General features: G+C 43.8%; 14 protein-coding genes. 6 read left to right on the forward strand and 8 right to left on the reverse strand.

Annotation, left to right across the window (positions count from 1 at the left end; genetic code table 11):
* Positions 1-132: 132 nt before the first annotated feature.
* The 3 genes from R8G66_27115 to gatC are packed head-to-tail and all read right to left on the reverse strand — an operon-like array spanning position 133 to position 3838.
* Positions 133-690, reverse strand: a complete 558-nt coding sequence (locus R8G66_27115) for a porin family protein (protein MDW3196072.1) — start codon at positions 688-690, stop codon at positions 133-135.
* Between the two features lie 44 nt (positions 691-734).
* Complete coding sequence (locus R8G66_27120; protein ID MDW3196073.1) at positions 735-3545, reverse strand: hypothetical protein; 2811 nt, start codon at positions 3543-3545, stop codon at positions 735-737.
* Positions 3542-3838, reverse strand: a complete 297-nt coding sequence (gene gatC / locus R8G66_27125; GenBank protein ID MDW3196074.1) for an Asp-tRNA(Asn)/Glu-tRNA(Gln) amidotransferase subunit GatC — start codon at positions 3836-3838, stop codon at positions 3542-3544. Before gatC ends, R8G66_27120 begins: the two co-directional genes overlap by 4 nt.
* A gap of 182 nt (positions 3839-4020) precedes the next feature.
* On the opposite strand from gatC, the gene R8G66_27130 reads away from it, so the two are divergent.
* Both R8G66_27130 and R8G66_27135 read left to right on the forward strand, forming a co-directional pair.
* Entirely contained in the window at positions 4021-4938 is a 918-nt protein-coding gene (locus R8G66_27130; GenBank protein ID MDW3196075.1) for an ATP-binding cassette domain-containing protein, read from the forward strand.
* Positions 4931-6268 (forward strand): ABC transporter permease, encoded by a 1338-nt coding sequence (locus R8G66_27135; GenBank protein ID MDW3196076.1) that lies wholly within the window; start codon positions 4931-4933, stop codon positions 6266-6268. The genes R8G66_27130 and R8G66_27135 overlap by 8 nt, the downstream gene beginning before the upstream one ends.
* Positions 6269-6964: 696 nt before the next feature.
* On the opposite strand, the gene R8G66_27140 is transcribed toward R8G66_27135, so the two are convergent.
* A complete protein-coding gene (locus R8G66_27140) occupies positions 6965-8347 on the reverse strand; it encodes a DUF389 domain-containing protein (protein ID MDW3196077.1) in 1383 nt (460 codons plus the stop codon).
* A 217-nt stretch (positions 8348-8564) separates the two neighbouring features.
* On the opposite strand from R8G66_27140, the gene R8G66_27145 reads away from it, so the two are divergent.
* Positions 8565-9884 carry a hypothetical protein gene (locus R8G66_27145; protein ID MDW3196078.1) on the forward strand — a complete coding sequence of 440 codons (1320 nt, stop codon included), beginning with the start codon at positions 8565-8567 and terminating at the stop codon, positions 9882-9884.
* A gap of 100 nt (positions 9885-9984) precedes the next feature.
* The gene (locus tag R8G66_27150; protein MDW3196079.1) at positions 9985-11052 is read left to right on the forward strand and encodes a DUF4249 domain-containing protein; all 1068 of its coding nucleotides are present in this window, start codon (positions 9985-9987) and stop codon (positions 11050-11052) included.
* A 138-nt stretch (positions 11053-11190) separates the two neighbouring features.
* Here R8G66_27150 and kbl read toward each other — a convergent pair whose 3' ends face one another.
* From kbl to R8G66_27170, 4 genes are read right to left on the reverse strand one after another with little or no spacing between them, the layout of a single operon-like run.
* Positions 11191-12381, reverse strand: a complete 1191-nt coding sequence (gene kbl / locus R8G66_27155) for a glycine C-acetyltransferase (protein MDW3196080.1) — start codon at positions 12379-12381, stop codon at positions 11191-11193.
* 5 nt (positions 12382-12386) lie between these two features.
* Positions 12387-12629, reverse strand: a complete 243-nt coding sequence (locus R8G66_27160; protein MDW3196081.1) for a hypothetical protein — start codon at positions 12627-12629, stop codon at positions 12387-12389.
* A 53-nt stretch (positions 12630-12682) separates the two neighbouring features.
* The gene (locus R8G66_27165) at positions 12683-13027 is read right to left on the reverse strand and encodes an MGMT family protein (protein MDW3196082.1); all 345 of its coding nucleotides are present in this window, start codon (positions 13025-13027) and stop codon (positions 12683-12685) included.
* Positions 13027-13467: a hypothetical protein gene (locus R8G66_27170; protein ID MDW3196083.1), complete on the reverse strand. Its 441-nt coding sequence runs from the start codon at positions 13465-13467 to the stop codon at positions 13027-13029. The genes R8G66_27165 and R8G66_27170 overlap by 1 nt, the downstream gene beginning before the upstream one ends.
* Positions 13468-13615: 148 nt before the next feature.
* Between R8G66_27170 and R8G66_27175 the strand changes: the two genes are divergently transcribed.
* Together R8G66_27175 and R8G66_27180 are read left to right on the forward strand one after the other, a co-directional pair.
* Positions 13616-14329, forward strand: a complete 714-nt coding sequence (locus tag R8G66_27175; protein ID MDW3196084.1) for an ABC transporter ATP-binding protein — start codon at positions 13616-13618, stop codon at positions 14327-14329.
* Complete coding sequence (locus R8G66_27180) at positions 14326-14883, forward strand: cob(I)yrinic acid a,c-diamide adenosyltransferase (GenBank protein ID MDW3196085.1); 558 nt, start codon at positions 14326-14328, stop codon at positions 14881-14883. The genes R8G66_27175 and R8G66_27180 overlap by 4 nt, the downstream gene beginning before the upstream one ends.
* Positions 14884-14887: the final 4 nt, after the last annotated feature.

The raw sequence follows: 14887 nt of genomic DNA on the forward strand, positions 1-14887 counted from the left end.
AACGAAATAAGTCACTGAGAACTGAAAAGTTCGGTTTTGGTTTTTTGGCTCTCTTGAAGTGAAAATAGGATCACTCGTTGACCCGGTTCTTTGAGTAATGGCCTCAAATAAGCTGGTAAAGCCATGAATATATCATATTCCCAGCGTCAGGTTCTCATATAAGCGATATTCAACGCCGCCAGTCAAACCAAAATCTATACGATTGACAATATTTACAGATTCCCATAATTCAAGCATGTCTACGTCAGTGTCAGAGGAAATTAAACTTGCCTTTGCCGAGATCAGGTAACTAATTTCCGGACCTAATAGGAGGCCAATTTTAGATACCGGACGAAATTCCACTAATAGCGGTAGCGAAACATAATTCAGATGTGTATTGGACTCATCCAGAAAATGAATAAATGCAAAAGCCTCGTTAAAGTTTCCGAGTTGATTAATGCCAGCATTATAATACCCTTTGTTGTTCCAGGAAATCTCGGGTGAGAAAAAGAAACGATCCATCACTTTAAATTTCCCCTGCACGCCCAGATGATAACCGAATCGGTATTCATTTCCACTCTCACCTATGTCGTTGATTTTATAAATATTATTGACATAATTCAATCCGCCGCGAATACCGATTTGAAAGCTAGATTGCGCTGAAAGAACACTGACATTCAGTGCCAAAATCAAGAATATTATGCCTTTCATATTTGTTGCTTTGTATCAAATCTAACCGATTTTCTAAAGAAAGTCTATTCAAACACAGCCTGCAGCTCAGCCTTTCTTTGATTGTATTTATTACTCAATGCAAAGAGAGTAGCCCTGGGAAGATTTGTATCAGCCAATTTTGCTAATCCTTCTTCAGCATAAGTAAGTACCCCCAGATCCAGTGCTAACTCTACATACCTTACTTGATAGATCAAAGAGTTTTCATGGACATTGGAAGCATCAATTACCGCTTGATAAGCTGCCAATGTATCTGTCTGAACCAGGTAATTGACAAAATTGATGGTCTTAATTTCATCGAAAGCATTTTTGGGGTCTTCCGAAGCAACAGGAAGTTCGGCATTAAAATATGATAGAGCCATGGCCCCTCTCTCCTTCATGGCTGAAGCTAATAATGGTTCAAATGCTTCATAATAGCTTTGGTAGCCTTCTGTGTTCTGAGCGGCAAATAATTCATGTTCTATTTTCAGCCACAAGTTCTCCACGAATTCTGGTTTGATGTTCAAATCTTTAAGGTGTCCAACCAGTGCTTCTGCTGAGAAATCTTGCCATCGGTAATACAAGTAATTGAAAGTGATCGTTGCTGTGGATTCCAAAACTTCCTGCATTTGATCAAAGTAAGGTTGTAGGGTTGGATCATCAGCTATCAGTTGCTCCCACTGGGCTTTAGCTAGCGTCCAATTTCCCATTTCCGTCAAAGCAATGGCAGCGTTGAACGCACCAGAAGAAGATCCTGAAGCGGCTGCCTGTTCGAAATACGTAAAAGCCAGGTCCAGAAAGCCTTGCTCGAGCAACAACATGCCGATCAGATTTTGTAACTCTGCTTTTCGAAAGGCGGAAATTGAGAATTCCATTTCTCTTGCCCGCATATAGGCACCGCTGATGTCCCCGGTCAGGTAGCGGTTAAAAAGGTCTGCGAATTTGAGGTTTTCCTGTAGTTCACCATTGTAAGTCGCACTGATGGCCGTCTGATAATAGGCTGGATCAATGTGAATATTTCCTAAATAGGAGGCATTATTCAACAGGACGAAGTGATGGAGGTTCGCACTTGATTGAAGGTCGGTTGTATCAAAAGTCAGTGATCGCATTAGCCCATTGGCCAGTTGATAACCAATCATATTGGCTTTAACGGGCAGATTTGCCGAAGAGTAGCTTTCAAAATCTGACTCAGGATTGGGCGAATTGGCGGATGCCAGTAGTCTCCATCGGTTTACTTCCGTTGCCATGTTCCAGTCGCCGGTACTCGGAGCTGCCGTCAACAATTGATTTGCTTCATCTATTCGACCATTGGTGACGAGCAAATTTGCCAGGTTATTATTGACTTCTCCTTTGGTCCCAAAATCCAGTTCACTGGTCCGCAGGTAGCTAATGGCTTTTGGCAAGCTGCTTTCTTTCACATTGACCGAAGCATTGACATAGGCTTGTGGCGTTGGATATCGTTGGGTAGCCCGATCAAAGCGATAGACTGCCCCTTCCGTATTACCCAAAAGCATGGCAGCCAACCCCAATTGATAATTGGAATAGTGGTTATTGTAGGCATAGACGCCACCTTGCTCGTAGTAGCGATCGGCCAATGCATCATTGTTAAGCAAGCGTTCATAGTCCCCCAGGTAATTGTACCGAGCTCCCTGGATCAGACGCATAGGTTCTTTATTGGCAAGGAAAAAGAATGCAGCAATAGCAATGAATCCTACCAGCTTGGCTGTAGCATACGGGAAATTTCGCTCACGGTATACGATGCGATAGACAGCATGTCCGCCGATCAAGGCATCGATGAAATTCATGATGATATAAAGGAAAAATAAAGCGCCAAGACCAAGATGGGCGTAGGTGATCAGGTAATGAAAGGACTCATAGGCTGCATCATTACCATCGATAAAGGAGGTGCTCAAGAAGCCAAAACCAGTCAATCCAAATCCTATCAGAAAATGTCGGATATCCAGGCTGATGCTGAGGTTTTCTTCCAGAAACTCTTGCTTGAATTTTAGGGTCCAGAGTGAAACCGCCACACTGACGGGTAGCAGGAAATAAGGATTTAAGAACGCGAGGGTATTGGCATAAATGCCTGCCTTTTTGAGGAAATATAAGGTGACAAATCCCAGGTAAATGATACTGACAAGGATGAAATGGCGTTCATTTCCCTTGCCCCTTGCTTGTGTCACTGCATAAAGGATCAAAAAGATGATCTCTTCTGCTACGAAGGCCACGAAAAAGAACGTAACGACGGAAAACCCTGCGACAGAATTGGCTTTGAGATATTCGATGGCAAATTCAGCCTGACTATTTAATAGAAGTCCCAGGACCAAGAACAATCCTATGAATGCGACCAGGCGAAGCAAGAACCTTGTCTCTTTGAAAAAGGTATGAAAGGCATATCCAGGCCCCACGCAGAGCAGGATGGAGAGACCTAGCAGGACTTTAGAATTGGCTGGAAGGCCAAATAATTCCAGGACTCCAAAGTCTAGTGTCCACAAAAATAGAATGAGTAAACCATTGGAAACCAGGAACCAAAATTGCTTTAGGTAGGTAAAGCAAGCCAACAGATAGGCAATTCCTAACCAGGAAAGTAGAAAAGTCCAGTTGCCAATGGGACTCTTAATGACCTCACTTCCTTCAAAATTTTCTTCCAGGGTATATCGAACGCCTTTTAGCTCAAAATTGAAGAGACCTTTCTGAAAAGTGTCGGCCACAAAGTCATCGATCTGTGCGGAACTGGTCAGGTCCCAGCTGAGAAAATGCTGATGCCGGGTAATGTAAAAAAAACAATAACCGACAAGCATCGCTACCAATAAGGCAGTGAATCCTTTTCTGATCTTTTCCTCCCAGGGTTGGATCATTTTTTTTGATCAAGAACTTTAGGTACTAGAAAATGATGGCCGTCGTGTCCTGGCGCGTTCTTCAAACCCGCGTCTTTCGACAATTCACGCTTCGCTTTATCGGGACGCATTGCATTTTTCTCGAAAGACATTTGGGTCAATGGCGCTACTCCTTCCGTATCGACTTCTTTCAGTTTTTCAACCCAGGTCAGGATCTCTTCCATATCTTGAAGCATCTCCTTCTCCATGGATGGATCCACCCCCAGACGTGCCAGGTGAGCTACTTTTTTTAAGGTCTCCTTGTCGATATTCATTTGGTCGGCAAAACAGCTTTGCAATATTAACGTGACTTCCGGTCATATATTCCATCAAATTAATGTGGATAGCTACCTGTAAATCAAAGTTTTTCAGATTTTTTTTCAACAGACTGTAATATTCCATGTGGAAGTGATACTAATTTCCTGAAATTTGAAAGCAACCTTAAATCATCATCGCTTTGGATTTACTTGAAATACAAAATGTAAGCAAGGCTTATAGCGGGCATGTTGCGCTCCGGGATATAAGTCTAGGCATACCAGAAAAATCCGTCTTTGGCCTGTTAGGGCCAAACGGCGCAGGCAAAACAACACTGATTAGGATCATTACACAGATCATTAGCAGTGACTCGGGAAGCATTAAGCTCCGAGGGCAGGAAATTACTCCGGCTGACGTAAGAAAGATTGGCTACCTCCCTGAAGAAAGAGGTCTTTACAAAAAGATGAAGGTCGGGGATCAGTTGCTGTTCCTTGCTGGATTGAAAGGCTTGTCAAAAGCAGAAGCCAAAAAACAAATCAAGTTTTGGTTTGGAAAACTGAATATTGATGGCTGGTGGAACAAGAAAGTGGAAGACCTCTCGAAAGGAATGAGTCAAAAGATCCAGTTCATTGCGACGGTACTTCATCAGCCGGACCTGATCATCCTGGATGAACCGTTTTCGGGTTTTGACCCTGTCAATGCAAACCTGATCAAAGAAAACATCCTGGAATTGCGTGATCGTGGTGCGACCATCATTTTCTCTACGCACCGAATGGAGTCGGTAGAAGAACTCTGTGATACGGTGGCCATGATCAATCACTCGAAAAAGATCCTCGATGGGTCTAACGAGGAGATCAAAGAAAGTTATCGAAACAATACGTTTCAAGTGGCACACACGAAATCATTAACAGCTCTGCCAGCAGGGTTTGAACTGCTGAGTACTGACAGTAACAACGGGTCTTTGGTCCATTCTGAGATTCAGATCCCACAAGCCAGTTCACCCAACGATTTATTACAAGCATTGCTTCCAATGACTGAAATACATTCATTCACAGAAAAAATTCCAAGCATGAACGACATCTTCATTATGAAAGTACAGGAAGGAGGGAATCATGAGTAACACGCGATTCATCTTCGAAAGAGAGTACATGGAGCGAGTTAAGAAGAAATCGTTCCTGTTGGCGACCATACTTACGCCATTGATTTTTCCGGCCTTCATTGGGATCGTTGTTTTCCTTACCAAGTTGGACGACACTGGTGAGCGAAAGATCGAAATTGTAGATGAAAGCGGTCTGTTTGCGGATGGCTTTAACATCACGGAATATGAAATAAACATGAGCGATCGTTCCATCGAGGAAGCCAAAGAAGCATTAAATGATGGCGAGTATTACGGGGTTTTGCACATTCCCAAACTCGATCTGGATAATCCAGAAGGCATTGGGTTTTACTCCAAGACCAATCCGGGATTTAACTTCATTGGTAAGTTCAGAGGACCGATCAGAGATCGTCTGGAAGACCTGAAAATGGAAGAACTTAACATTGACAAAGCGATCATAGAACAAATCAAGACGTCTGTTTCTATTGCCACTTTTAATGTAACTGACACAGGAGAATCCAAGGAGTCTGATACGAAAGTAGCCTCGGTTCTGGGTTACATCATGGCCTTTTTGACCTACATGTTTGTCTTTGTATATGGTAGTTTCATCATGCAGAGCGTGTTGAATGAAAAGACCAGTAAGATCGTTGAGATCATTGTGTCCTCTGTAAAGCCAACGCAATTGATGTTAGGTAAAGTTTTGGCTAATGGAGCAGTGGCGCTTACTCAGTTTGCGATATGGATCACACTTGTATTTGTGATCACGACTGCACTTTCCAGCATTTTCGGTTATGATCCACAAACTGCGCAGCAAGGCATGATGCAGGAGCAAATGGAGATGGCAAAAACAATGGCCGATGATGCAGGTGTTGAGCAACCTGACATGCCTGACATGGTGAAGGAAATGTTCGACGTTATTTATAGCCTGCCTGTCGCTCAGATAATAGGCATGTTCTTGTTCTATTTCCTGGGCGGGTTCTTGTTGTATGGTGCATTATTCGCGGCAGTTGGATCTGCTGTCGACAGTATTCAGGAAGCACAACAATTCATGCTTCCGGTTTCCCTTCCGATCATACTGAGTATCATGCTTGTGAGTGTCGTCTTACAAAACCCCGATGGTGGTGCAGCAGTGACGCTCTCTATGATCCCATTCACCAGTCCGATTTTGATGATGACCCGTGTGCCTTTTGGAGTGCCTGGATGGCAGATTGCCATTTCAATGATCTTGCTGGTAGGCGGTTTCTTATTCACGCTATGGTTGGCAGGACGAATCTATCGCGTAGGAATCCTGACCAGTGGAAGCAAAGTGACTTATAAGACCCTGGCCAAGTGGTTCTTGATGAAGAATTATTGATTTGTTAAGCTCAAAATAGAAGGAAGAGGGATGGCGAAGGCTATCCCTTTTTTTGTATCAATCTGAATTTCCGGGGAGAAGTTTCATTTTTCAATGATCCAAAAATGATTACGTTATTAGGTCTCCCTACCTCTAATAAAGTGATTTCTTGGTTCTGGAATTCCTGCCTAAGGGACAGTGAACCATGTTAACCTGAGTTTCTAAAACACGTCATTCTCGAAAAAAGGACTCAACACTTCTCCAAAGAGAGCATTTTGTCCCGGCCGGGGAGCGCCGGGATTCTCCTCAGCGCGTTTAAGATATTCTCCGGACTGGGTGTCTGATATTTTCTGTTCTCCTAGGAATTTTTAGCCAGAAAATTCTGGAATGATCGATCCACGCAGGACGCGCAGACGCGCTGAAAGACGTGTTTTGGAATCGAAATCATGCTATTAGGTGGTTTTTATAGCAGAGTGGCATTACACGTCAAACCCAAATTTTAACCTTTAGAGGATAATTTGCAGAAAATACGCTTGACTCTTTTTAATTCTTTTGGGAGTAAATTCTGAAGGCCTTCTTATAAGTCGTAGATGCATTGGGACTGGCGCTACCTTCCGGTCCGAATAAGTCTTTGCCTAATGAATAAGGATGGTTAGTTGATTGGGTTTTTTAATCGTTTTCATGAGCTAAATATACTAAAAGTATTTGCCTCCAAAATTACAATAGAACCACCCGCACACTATCTGCTTTAACGCGTAGTTTGAGCCACTGCTCAATCTTTTTCAAGTCCCCCTTTTTAGGTCGTTTGGTAAAGCCTGCCATGGCGATACAGACGGTATCTACCCTTGCACTGGACAGACGCTTGCAAATGGCATTGCTCATGGCAAAATCGGTAAGACTCTCGTAATGGATTTGCAGTTCTTCTGTGATTTCCTCGACGGGATAAGCTGCCAATTGATATTTCACTAGTTCGTTTTCCAGAAACTCGATCTGCTGGTCTTTCGACTGAATGACTTCCTGATTTTGTCTGTAAAGGTCTTCCACAATGTCCAGCTTGATCTGGTCAGACATGATCTCAAACTTTTTGTCATTGGCACCAGGGTCAATATATCCTTGATGGATCACCAGGTCGCTACCTTCCAATTTAAACACAGGAAGCTGTTTTTTTAAGTTCTCAATTTGGTCTTGATCCAATGGTTTTCCATAAAGGGTCACCTCGATTTTGGCCTCATTGGGATGGTAATTAAAATCCTGAAGGATCACTTCCGTGTCATCAAAATCAAAAGCAGTTGAGATATAGTAGCGGGCATTTTGCTCAAACAAAGTTCTTTGTACGAGGTGATAGGCCAGGTACACGCTTGGAATGATCGTGATGATGACAAAAAAGCTGATGTAGCGTTTTACACGGACCTCCATTCCTGGGTCTTCGAACTTTTTCCGTGGATATTTCAGGAACCTGACGATCAGGAAAGTAGCGACGGTGATGAAAACACTGTTGATGAAAAAGAGATAAAAGGCACCAACAAAATACACCAGGTTCCAATTGGCTAACCCATAACCAGCCGTGCACAAAGGTGGCATCAGTGCCGTGGCGATGGCCACTCCCGGGATGGCATTAGATTTTTCTTTACGTGATCCCACGACAATGCCTGCCAAACCTCCGAAAAACGCAATCAGTACGTCCCATAAAGTAGGATAGGTTCGTGCCAATAACTCAGATTGCGCTTCATGCAACGGAGTGATCCAAAAATATAGAGCAGAAGTCAATACACTGATGGCGACGGCAATGCCCAGATTACGAAGGGCCTTTTTGATCAGGTCAAAATCATTGATACCAGCTCCAAGCCCAATCCCCATGATTGGACCCATCAAAGGAGAAATCAACATCGCACCGATCACTACCGGCGTGGAATTGACATTCAGGCCAATGGAGGCAATAAAGATCGCGAAGATCAGGATCCAAAGGTTGGTCCCTTTGAATTCTACTCCTTTTGAAATCTCCTTGATGGTCGTAGACTCTCGTTCTTTATCTTCATGGAGGTCAAATAACTCCTTGAAGAAGGAGATCAGTGATTTTGTTGGATTACTTCGCCTGGCCACGGTTCAACTCTCTTTGGGTAAGTAATTTCTTTTGATAGCTCCTTTGAACTCAATATAGCGCAGATCATCAATCTTAAAATATTTTCAACCATAGGGCTAATGGTTGGTTGTTTCGGAACGCTCAATTAAAACATATCTTTCGAATTTGACAACTTTACCAACCTTAACACAAGATGTTTGGAGTTCTTGCGTTGCCAAGGAGACCAACGAAAAACAGATGAAGGATTTTCATTTTGACAGGCAGACCTTGAGTGATCTGGAGCTTTTTAAGGATCAAAGAGACCGCTCTCCTTCCATTTTTAGCCTGTTCAATCAAGCATTGACCCCAGGTGGAAGTACCCAGCTCATGGAACTGATGATGGCCCCGACTTCCGATATTCATCTGCTCAGGAAAAGAACAAATCTCTTTGAATATTTGATGCAAAAAAACATCAAACTTGAGTTACGATCACATCAGGTGGAAGCAGTCGACAGGTACCTGGAGCTTAATGTATCCCTCTTGAAATCGAACTTGCTGGATCGTATTTATAAAACGGTAACTGAATGGCACAACCCGACCAATGAGTATTATTTGATTTATACGGGCATCAGGCAATTGTTGCTTGTATTGGAAGAAGTACATGAGCAATTAGATTTCACTGATGAGGAATTGCCAATTCTACTAAAGGAAGAAACTAATACTATTCGAGAATTATATCCGGTCATTCTGAAGGCATTGCCCAAAAAGAGGTCACAGTCGCAGCTGACTGGAAAAATGGATAAGTTTTGTCGCAAGACCCATAAACTGGAATTGCTGCGCCTAACTCGAGAGGTCAACCGGCTGGATGCGTATATTGGAATTGCACAAGCGGCTAAAATTCACAGTTTTCCATTGCCAAAATATTTGGAGGGGAACACGCCTGAAATATCATTCAACAAACTGAAGCATCCGCTATTAACAGAAGCCAAACCGTATGACTTCACGCTAGGTGAACCGCATAACATGTGCTTTTTGACCGGGCCTAACATGGCAGGTAAATCTACCTTTTTGAAAGCCCTGGGAATAGGTGTTTACCTTGGGCATCTAGGCTTCCCGGTCCCTGCCGGATCCGCAGAAATGACGGTTTTTCGAGGGATGAGCACCACGATCAATTTACCGGATAATTTAGGCTTGGGACACAGCCACTACTATGCGGAGGTAAACCGGGTAAGAGAAGTCACCGAATTGCTTCAGCAGCACCAACCTTTGTTTGTCGTTTTTGATGAGCTGTTTCGCGGTACGAATGTCTCGGACGCCAGAGAAGCTTCCACCGAAATCATTGGTGCATTTTCGCAACTTAAGAACAGCGCTTTTTTAGTGTCCACTCATATCGTCGAAGTAGCAGAAGACCTGAAAGACACACTTGCTATCTCGTTCAATTATATGGACCTCAAATGGATTGATGGAAAACCTCAATATAGCTATCAAATACAGTCAGGCGTATCTACGGAAAGACTGGGGATGTACATTCTGGAAGACGCTGGAGTCCTGGGAAATTTGCGGCAACTGCTGAATTGATCTTCAACTCAACTCAATAGAATTTTACTGAAATGTGGACATAGGCAAGGTTATTGCTGATCGGATTGGCGAATTACTAACCTGAACCCTTGCCGAATTCATGAAGGCCATTTTTAAGCTGCTTGCCATTTCCATTTTTTTATTGACCACTGGTGGATGCACAGAACTCATTACACTGGATACACCTCGCACTGATAGACATCTCGCTGTAGAAGGCTTTATCAATAATTTAGATGAGGGAAGCTGGGTTCGTTTGTCGACCACTACCCCTGGACTAGAGGGCATTGGAAGCAATCTGCTTGGCATCAATGCGAATGTGAGTCTTATACATGATGATCAGGTTTTTCTATATGAAGAAGTCTCACCGGGCAGCTATTTCTTAGCTCCTGAAGGTTTTCAGGGACAAGTTGGTGAAACCTATCGCCTGCGCATTGTTACTGCGAACAATGATACCTATGAATCTGAGGAAGTTACCATTCCTGCAGCAGTTCCAATTGCTAGTACCAGAGCGGAATTAGTGGTAATGGTTTTGGAGATAGAAGGCATTGAAACAACGCAATACTTCCATGATGTCTACGCTGAATTTGTGAACAGTGAAAAGGATCAATTCATCAAAATTGAGAACCAAGGAATGGCTGAGGTCTTTGTGGATTATGAGGTGACACGATGCGGCTTAAATTTGGATTTGCCTAGAGGTCCGGCTGCCGGACTAAGCTGCTGGTCTTTGCGTGATCCGATTTCCAGTGAAATTAAACTAACAACCAACATTGGCCTCAATCGATCCGAAAACTATGACGTAGTGGGGATCAGGGTTCCCTTCCAATTCCAGGCGAGGTACGTGACCACCCTTACGGCGCACAATATGTCTGTGGGCTCTTTCAATTACTGGGAAAATGTAAGACAACAATTGAATAACGTCGGAGGGCCGTTTGATCCTCCAATCCAGCCACTGCCAGGGAATCTCACGAATACCGAGGATTCAGGTGATATCGTTTTGGGATATTTCCATGCTTATGGAACGTCAGTAGCTAAGACGTGTTTTGACCGGTCAGATGTCCCGGAAACGGCTGATATTCCCATCATTGGACCCCCATGCTTAATCACCTGTGAGGAGTGGTGGGCGCCTGCCACGTTTGATGATCCTGTGGGATTGGAGTTGTGTGAGTAGATTCCATCCAATGAAGAAATCTGGAAAGATCGTAACAGAGATACCCTGACCGGGCGTCCGGTCTTTGTTGACTTCCTTCGGAATTTACGCCAACAAAAACCCTAGCCGGGCGCCCAACATGACGATCTTAAATTAGGCTTACTTCAACACCCCCAGCTCTTTACCTACTTCTGTAAATGCTGCAATGGCTTTGTCCAGATGTTCCTGCTCATGTACGGCAGAGAGCTGTACCCTGATTCTGGCTTGTCCTTTTGGAACAACCGGATAATAGAAGCCAATCACGTAGATACCTCGTTCCAATAACTTGGCAGCCATGTCTTGCGACAATACTGCATCGTAGAGCATGATCGGAACGATAGCACTGTCTCCAGGTTTGATGTCAAACCCGGCATTCGTCATTTGCTCCCGGAAATATTTGGTATTCGACTCCAGCTTATCTCTTAGTTCGGTCGTTTCAGATAGCATGTCCAGCACGGCAATAGAAGCCCCCGTGATAGAAGGAGCCAGCGTGTTGGAGAACAAGTAAGGTCTTGATCTCTGTCTCAGGATATCTATGATCTCTTTTTTACCGGAAGTAAATCCACCACTGGCCCCGCCCAGTGCCTTGCCGAGCGTTCCAGTGATGATGTCTACTTTGTCCATCACACCACGGTATTCGTGCACACCTCGACCGGTTTTACCTATGAATCCGGTGCTGTGACACTCATCTGTCATCACGACGGCATCGTACTTTTCAGCTAATTCGCAGATCTTGTCCAATTGCGCGATGGTACCATCCATGGAGAATACTCCATCAGTTACAATCACTTTTACTTTGGCAGAAGTCGCTTCCTGAAGCTTGGCCTCCAGATCAGCCATGTCATTGTGGGTGTAGCGCAGGCGTTGTGCTTTGCAAAGCCGAACGCCATCAATGATCGAAGCGTGATTGAGTGAATCGGAAATGATTGCATCTTCCGGTCCGAGCAATGGTTCAAAAACGCCTCCATTAGCATCAAAAGCCGCAGCATAAAGGATGGTGTCTTCCGTACCCAGAAATTCAGATATCTTCTGCTCCAATGTTTTGTGCAGGTCTTGCGTGCCACAGATGAAACGTACAGATGACATTCCGAATCCATGTGAATCGATTGCTGCCTTTGCCGCTTCAACCACCTTGGGGTGGGAAGACAGTCCCAGGTAGTTATTTGCACAGAAATTGATCACTTCGCTACCATCCTGCAACTTGATCACAGCATCTTGCGGTGACGTGATGATGCGCTCGGTTTTGTATAATCCGGCAGCTTTGATGTCAGCAATCTCCTGATCCAATTTTTGTTTCAGTGAATCGTACATTGGGGTTATTTTTTGGGTTTAGGTAAAATCTTTGGTTTCATTTGAGGTTTTCTCTCAGCTTTAACCGCTTCTTCTTTCAAAGGAAATCTTCTTCTCAACGGGTTGATCAGGAACAATTTCTGAGCTGTGAAGCTTTCCGGATGCATTTGACCAAAAATGGTCTGCCATTCCTCAAATTGAGCCGCTTCAGCCTTTTTGAATCGGGTCGCATCGATCTTCTTGCCGCTTAGGTATTCCTCAAATGTCATTGGAGCGCAAAATTATGGGTTTCCAAATTCTGAGCATGCAAAACGATAGTGATTTACAACTCCAATTCTTTCATTGGATCCCAGAAAACTTCCTTAAAACGCTGGATTTTGTCTTCCTTGATCTCAATACCTTCTGCCTGAAGGGTATTTTCCATTTCCATTGGATCACTGAAGTAGTGCTTGCCCGTAAGTAACCCAATTCGATTGACTACCCGATGGGCGGGAATTCCTTGTCCTTTAGGCGTTTGGTTCATGGCCCACCCAACCATTCTGGCGCTGGATTTTAATCCCAAATAAGCAGCAATTGCACCGTAGGTCGTTACACGCCCGGAAGGCACAAGTTTTACCACCTCGTAGACGTCCTCAAAAAATGTAGCTGGAAGTTTTCTTTCTCTCATTATTCATCCAATAATTCAACGGTACAATCCTTCATGATATAATATAAGTGCAATGGATCATTTACATTTAAGTGCAGGGTTCCCTTTACCTTAACCCGCTGATCCTTCAAGGACAAGGACTTGTTGGTATATACTTCAACCACTGTTTCAGGACCCGCATTCCCACAGAAAAAGCAGGATTGATAAGGAAACCGCGAAAGCACAAAATAATCGGAAGATCCAACGTCATTCAGTGGGATGACAAAACCTTGTAATTCGATTTCAGATTTGTCCCGACCTTTCAAAACTTCGCTGAATTCAGGCTTTTCTACCTCTTGCTCTAAAAAGTCGTCATAGACGCGCACAACTTCCACATCGCTCAATAGTTCCCAGCCTTCCAGATTGTGATCTGCAGGTATTGAGAGTATAAACAGCAAAAGGAAGTTAGAAATCAATTTCATTAACAAAATTTCTGATGCTTCAGATCGTTTCTTTTGTAAAGAAACCCAACTAAAGCGTCAATTATCCGTGTAACCGACAAACCGGTTTGGATTCTTTAAAGTTCACTAGTTTTAAACCGACTTTCACCAACTGATACAAGTTCTGAGCATGAGCAAAATAATAGAAACAACCGAAATCTCTCGAAGGTATGTCATGGGTAGCGAAACCATAAATGCCCTGGAATCCATTTCGATCGGTATTGACAAAGGAGAATACGTTGCTTTTATGGGACCATCGGGATCAGGAAAGTCTACGCTGATGAACATCATTGGTTGTTTAGATACCCCTACTTCCGGGACTTACATTCTGAATAATAATGACGTCAGTGATCTCACAGAGAATGAACTGGCTGAGATTCGTAATAAAGAAATTGGTTTCGTATTCCAGACATTTAATCTGCTGCCAAGAGCTACCTCTTTAGAAAATGTAGCCTTGCCTTTGGTGTATGCCGGACTCAGCAAGTCTGATCGTGAAGAAAAGGCAATGATGGCCCTCGAAGGGGTGGGATTGGGTGAACGATACAAGCATAAACCAAATGAACTCTCCGGGGGACAAAGACAAAGGGTGGCCATTGCCAGGGCCCTAGTGAATGACCCCAGTATCATTCTGGCAGATGAGCCGACGGGTAACCTCGATTCCAAGACCTCCTACAGTATAATGGACCTTTTCCGTGAATTACATGAAAAAGGAAATACCATTATCATGGTAACACACGAGGAGGACATTGCCGAATATTCGCACCGAATTGTACGCCTGAGAGATGGACTCGTAGAAACCGATCAAATCAACGAAAATGTGCGGCAAACCATTCCGGTTGCATGAGTTCAAAAATCTACACCAAGACCGGAGACGGAGGTAAAACCTCTTTACTCGGCGGTAAAAAAGTAGCAAAATCTGACCTCCGTATTGACGCATACGGCAATGTAGATGAGCTCAATTCTTTCATAGGGTACCTACGTGATCATGAAGCGGTAGAAGCTCGCATTGGTAATCAGTTCTATTGGGTGCAGGAGCATCTGTTTTCCATTGGTTCCTTGCTCGCGACCGAATCAGATTTTTCCGGTTTCGAGTTGCCGGGTATTACCCAGGCTGAGATTTCCCAATTGGAGGCATGGATTGACAAATACACCGAAGAATTACCGCCACTTAAAAATTTCATTTTGCCCGGTGGACATCAAGTCGTCTCTTTGTGCCACATTTGCAGAACAGTTTGTCGCAGGACTGAACGAAGTATCGAAAAACTCAGCCAGGAAGAAGCCCTGGATGAGCTGATTTTACCTTTTATCAATCGACTTTCGGATTATTTCTTCATCATGGCGCGCAAACTGGGAAAAGATTTGGACGCACCCGAGATTCCCTGGGTGCCAAGAACTTAAAGAA

The sequence above is a fragment of the Cytophagales bacterium genome, from assembly GCA_033344775.1.
GTDB lineage: Bacteria > Bacteroidota > Bacteroidia > Cytophagales > Cyclobacteriaceae > JAWPMT01.

Excerpts from the sequence above, each read along its gene's own strand:
- R8G66_27115 (MDW3196072.1), bottom strand. The coding sequence starts at position 690 with ATGAAAGGCATAATATTCTTGATTTTGGCACTGAATGTCAGTGTTCTT.
- R8G66_27120 (MDW3196073.1), bottom strand. The coding sequence starts at position 3,545 with ATGATCCAACCCTGGGAGGAAAAGATCAGAAAAGGATTCACTGCCTTA.
- gatC (MDW3196074.1), bottom strand. The coding sequence starts at position 3,838 with ATGAATATCGACAAGGAGACCTTAAAAAAAGTAGCTCACCTGGCACGT.
- R8G66_27135 (MDW3196076.1), top strand. The coding sequence starts at position 4,931 with ATGAGTAACACGCGATTCATCTTCGAAAGAGAGTACATGGAGCGAGTT.
- R8G66_27145 (MDW3196078.1), top strand. The coding sequence starts at position 8,565 with ATGAAGGATTTTCATTTTGACAGGCAGACCTTGAGTGATCTGGAGCTT.
- R8G66_27150 (MDW3196079.1), top strand. The coding sequence starts at position 9,985 with ATGAAGGCCATTTTTAAGCTGCTTGCCATTTCCATTTTTTTATTGACC.
- kbl (MDW3196080.1), bottom strand. The coding sequence starts at position 12,381 with ATGTACGATTCACTGAAACAAAAATTGGATCAGGAGATTGCTGACATC.
- R8G66_27160 (MDW3196081.1), bottom strand. The coding sequence starts at position 12,629 with ATGACATTTGAGGAATACCTAAGCGGCAAGAAGATCGATGCGACCCGA.
- R8G66_27165 (MDW3196082.1), bottom strand. The coding sequence starts at position 13,027 with ATGAGAGAAAGAAAACTTCCAGCTACATTTTTTGAGGACGTCTACGAG.
- R8G66_27170 (MDW3196083.1), bottom strand. The coding sequence starts at position 13,467 with ATGAAATTGATTTCTAACTTCCTTTTGCTGTTTATACTCTCAATACCT.
- R8G66_27175 (MDW3196084.1), top strand. The coding sequence starts at position 13,616 with ATGAGCAAAATAATAGAAACAACCGAAATCTCTCGAAGGTATGTCATG.
- R8G66_27180 (MDW3196085.1), top strand. The coding sequence starts at position 14,326 with ATGAGTTCAAAAATCTACACCAAGACCGGAGACGGAGGTAAAACCTCT.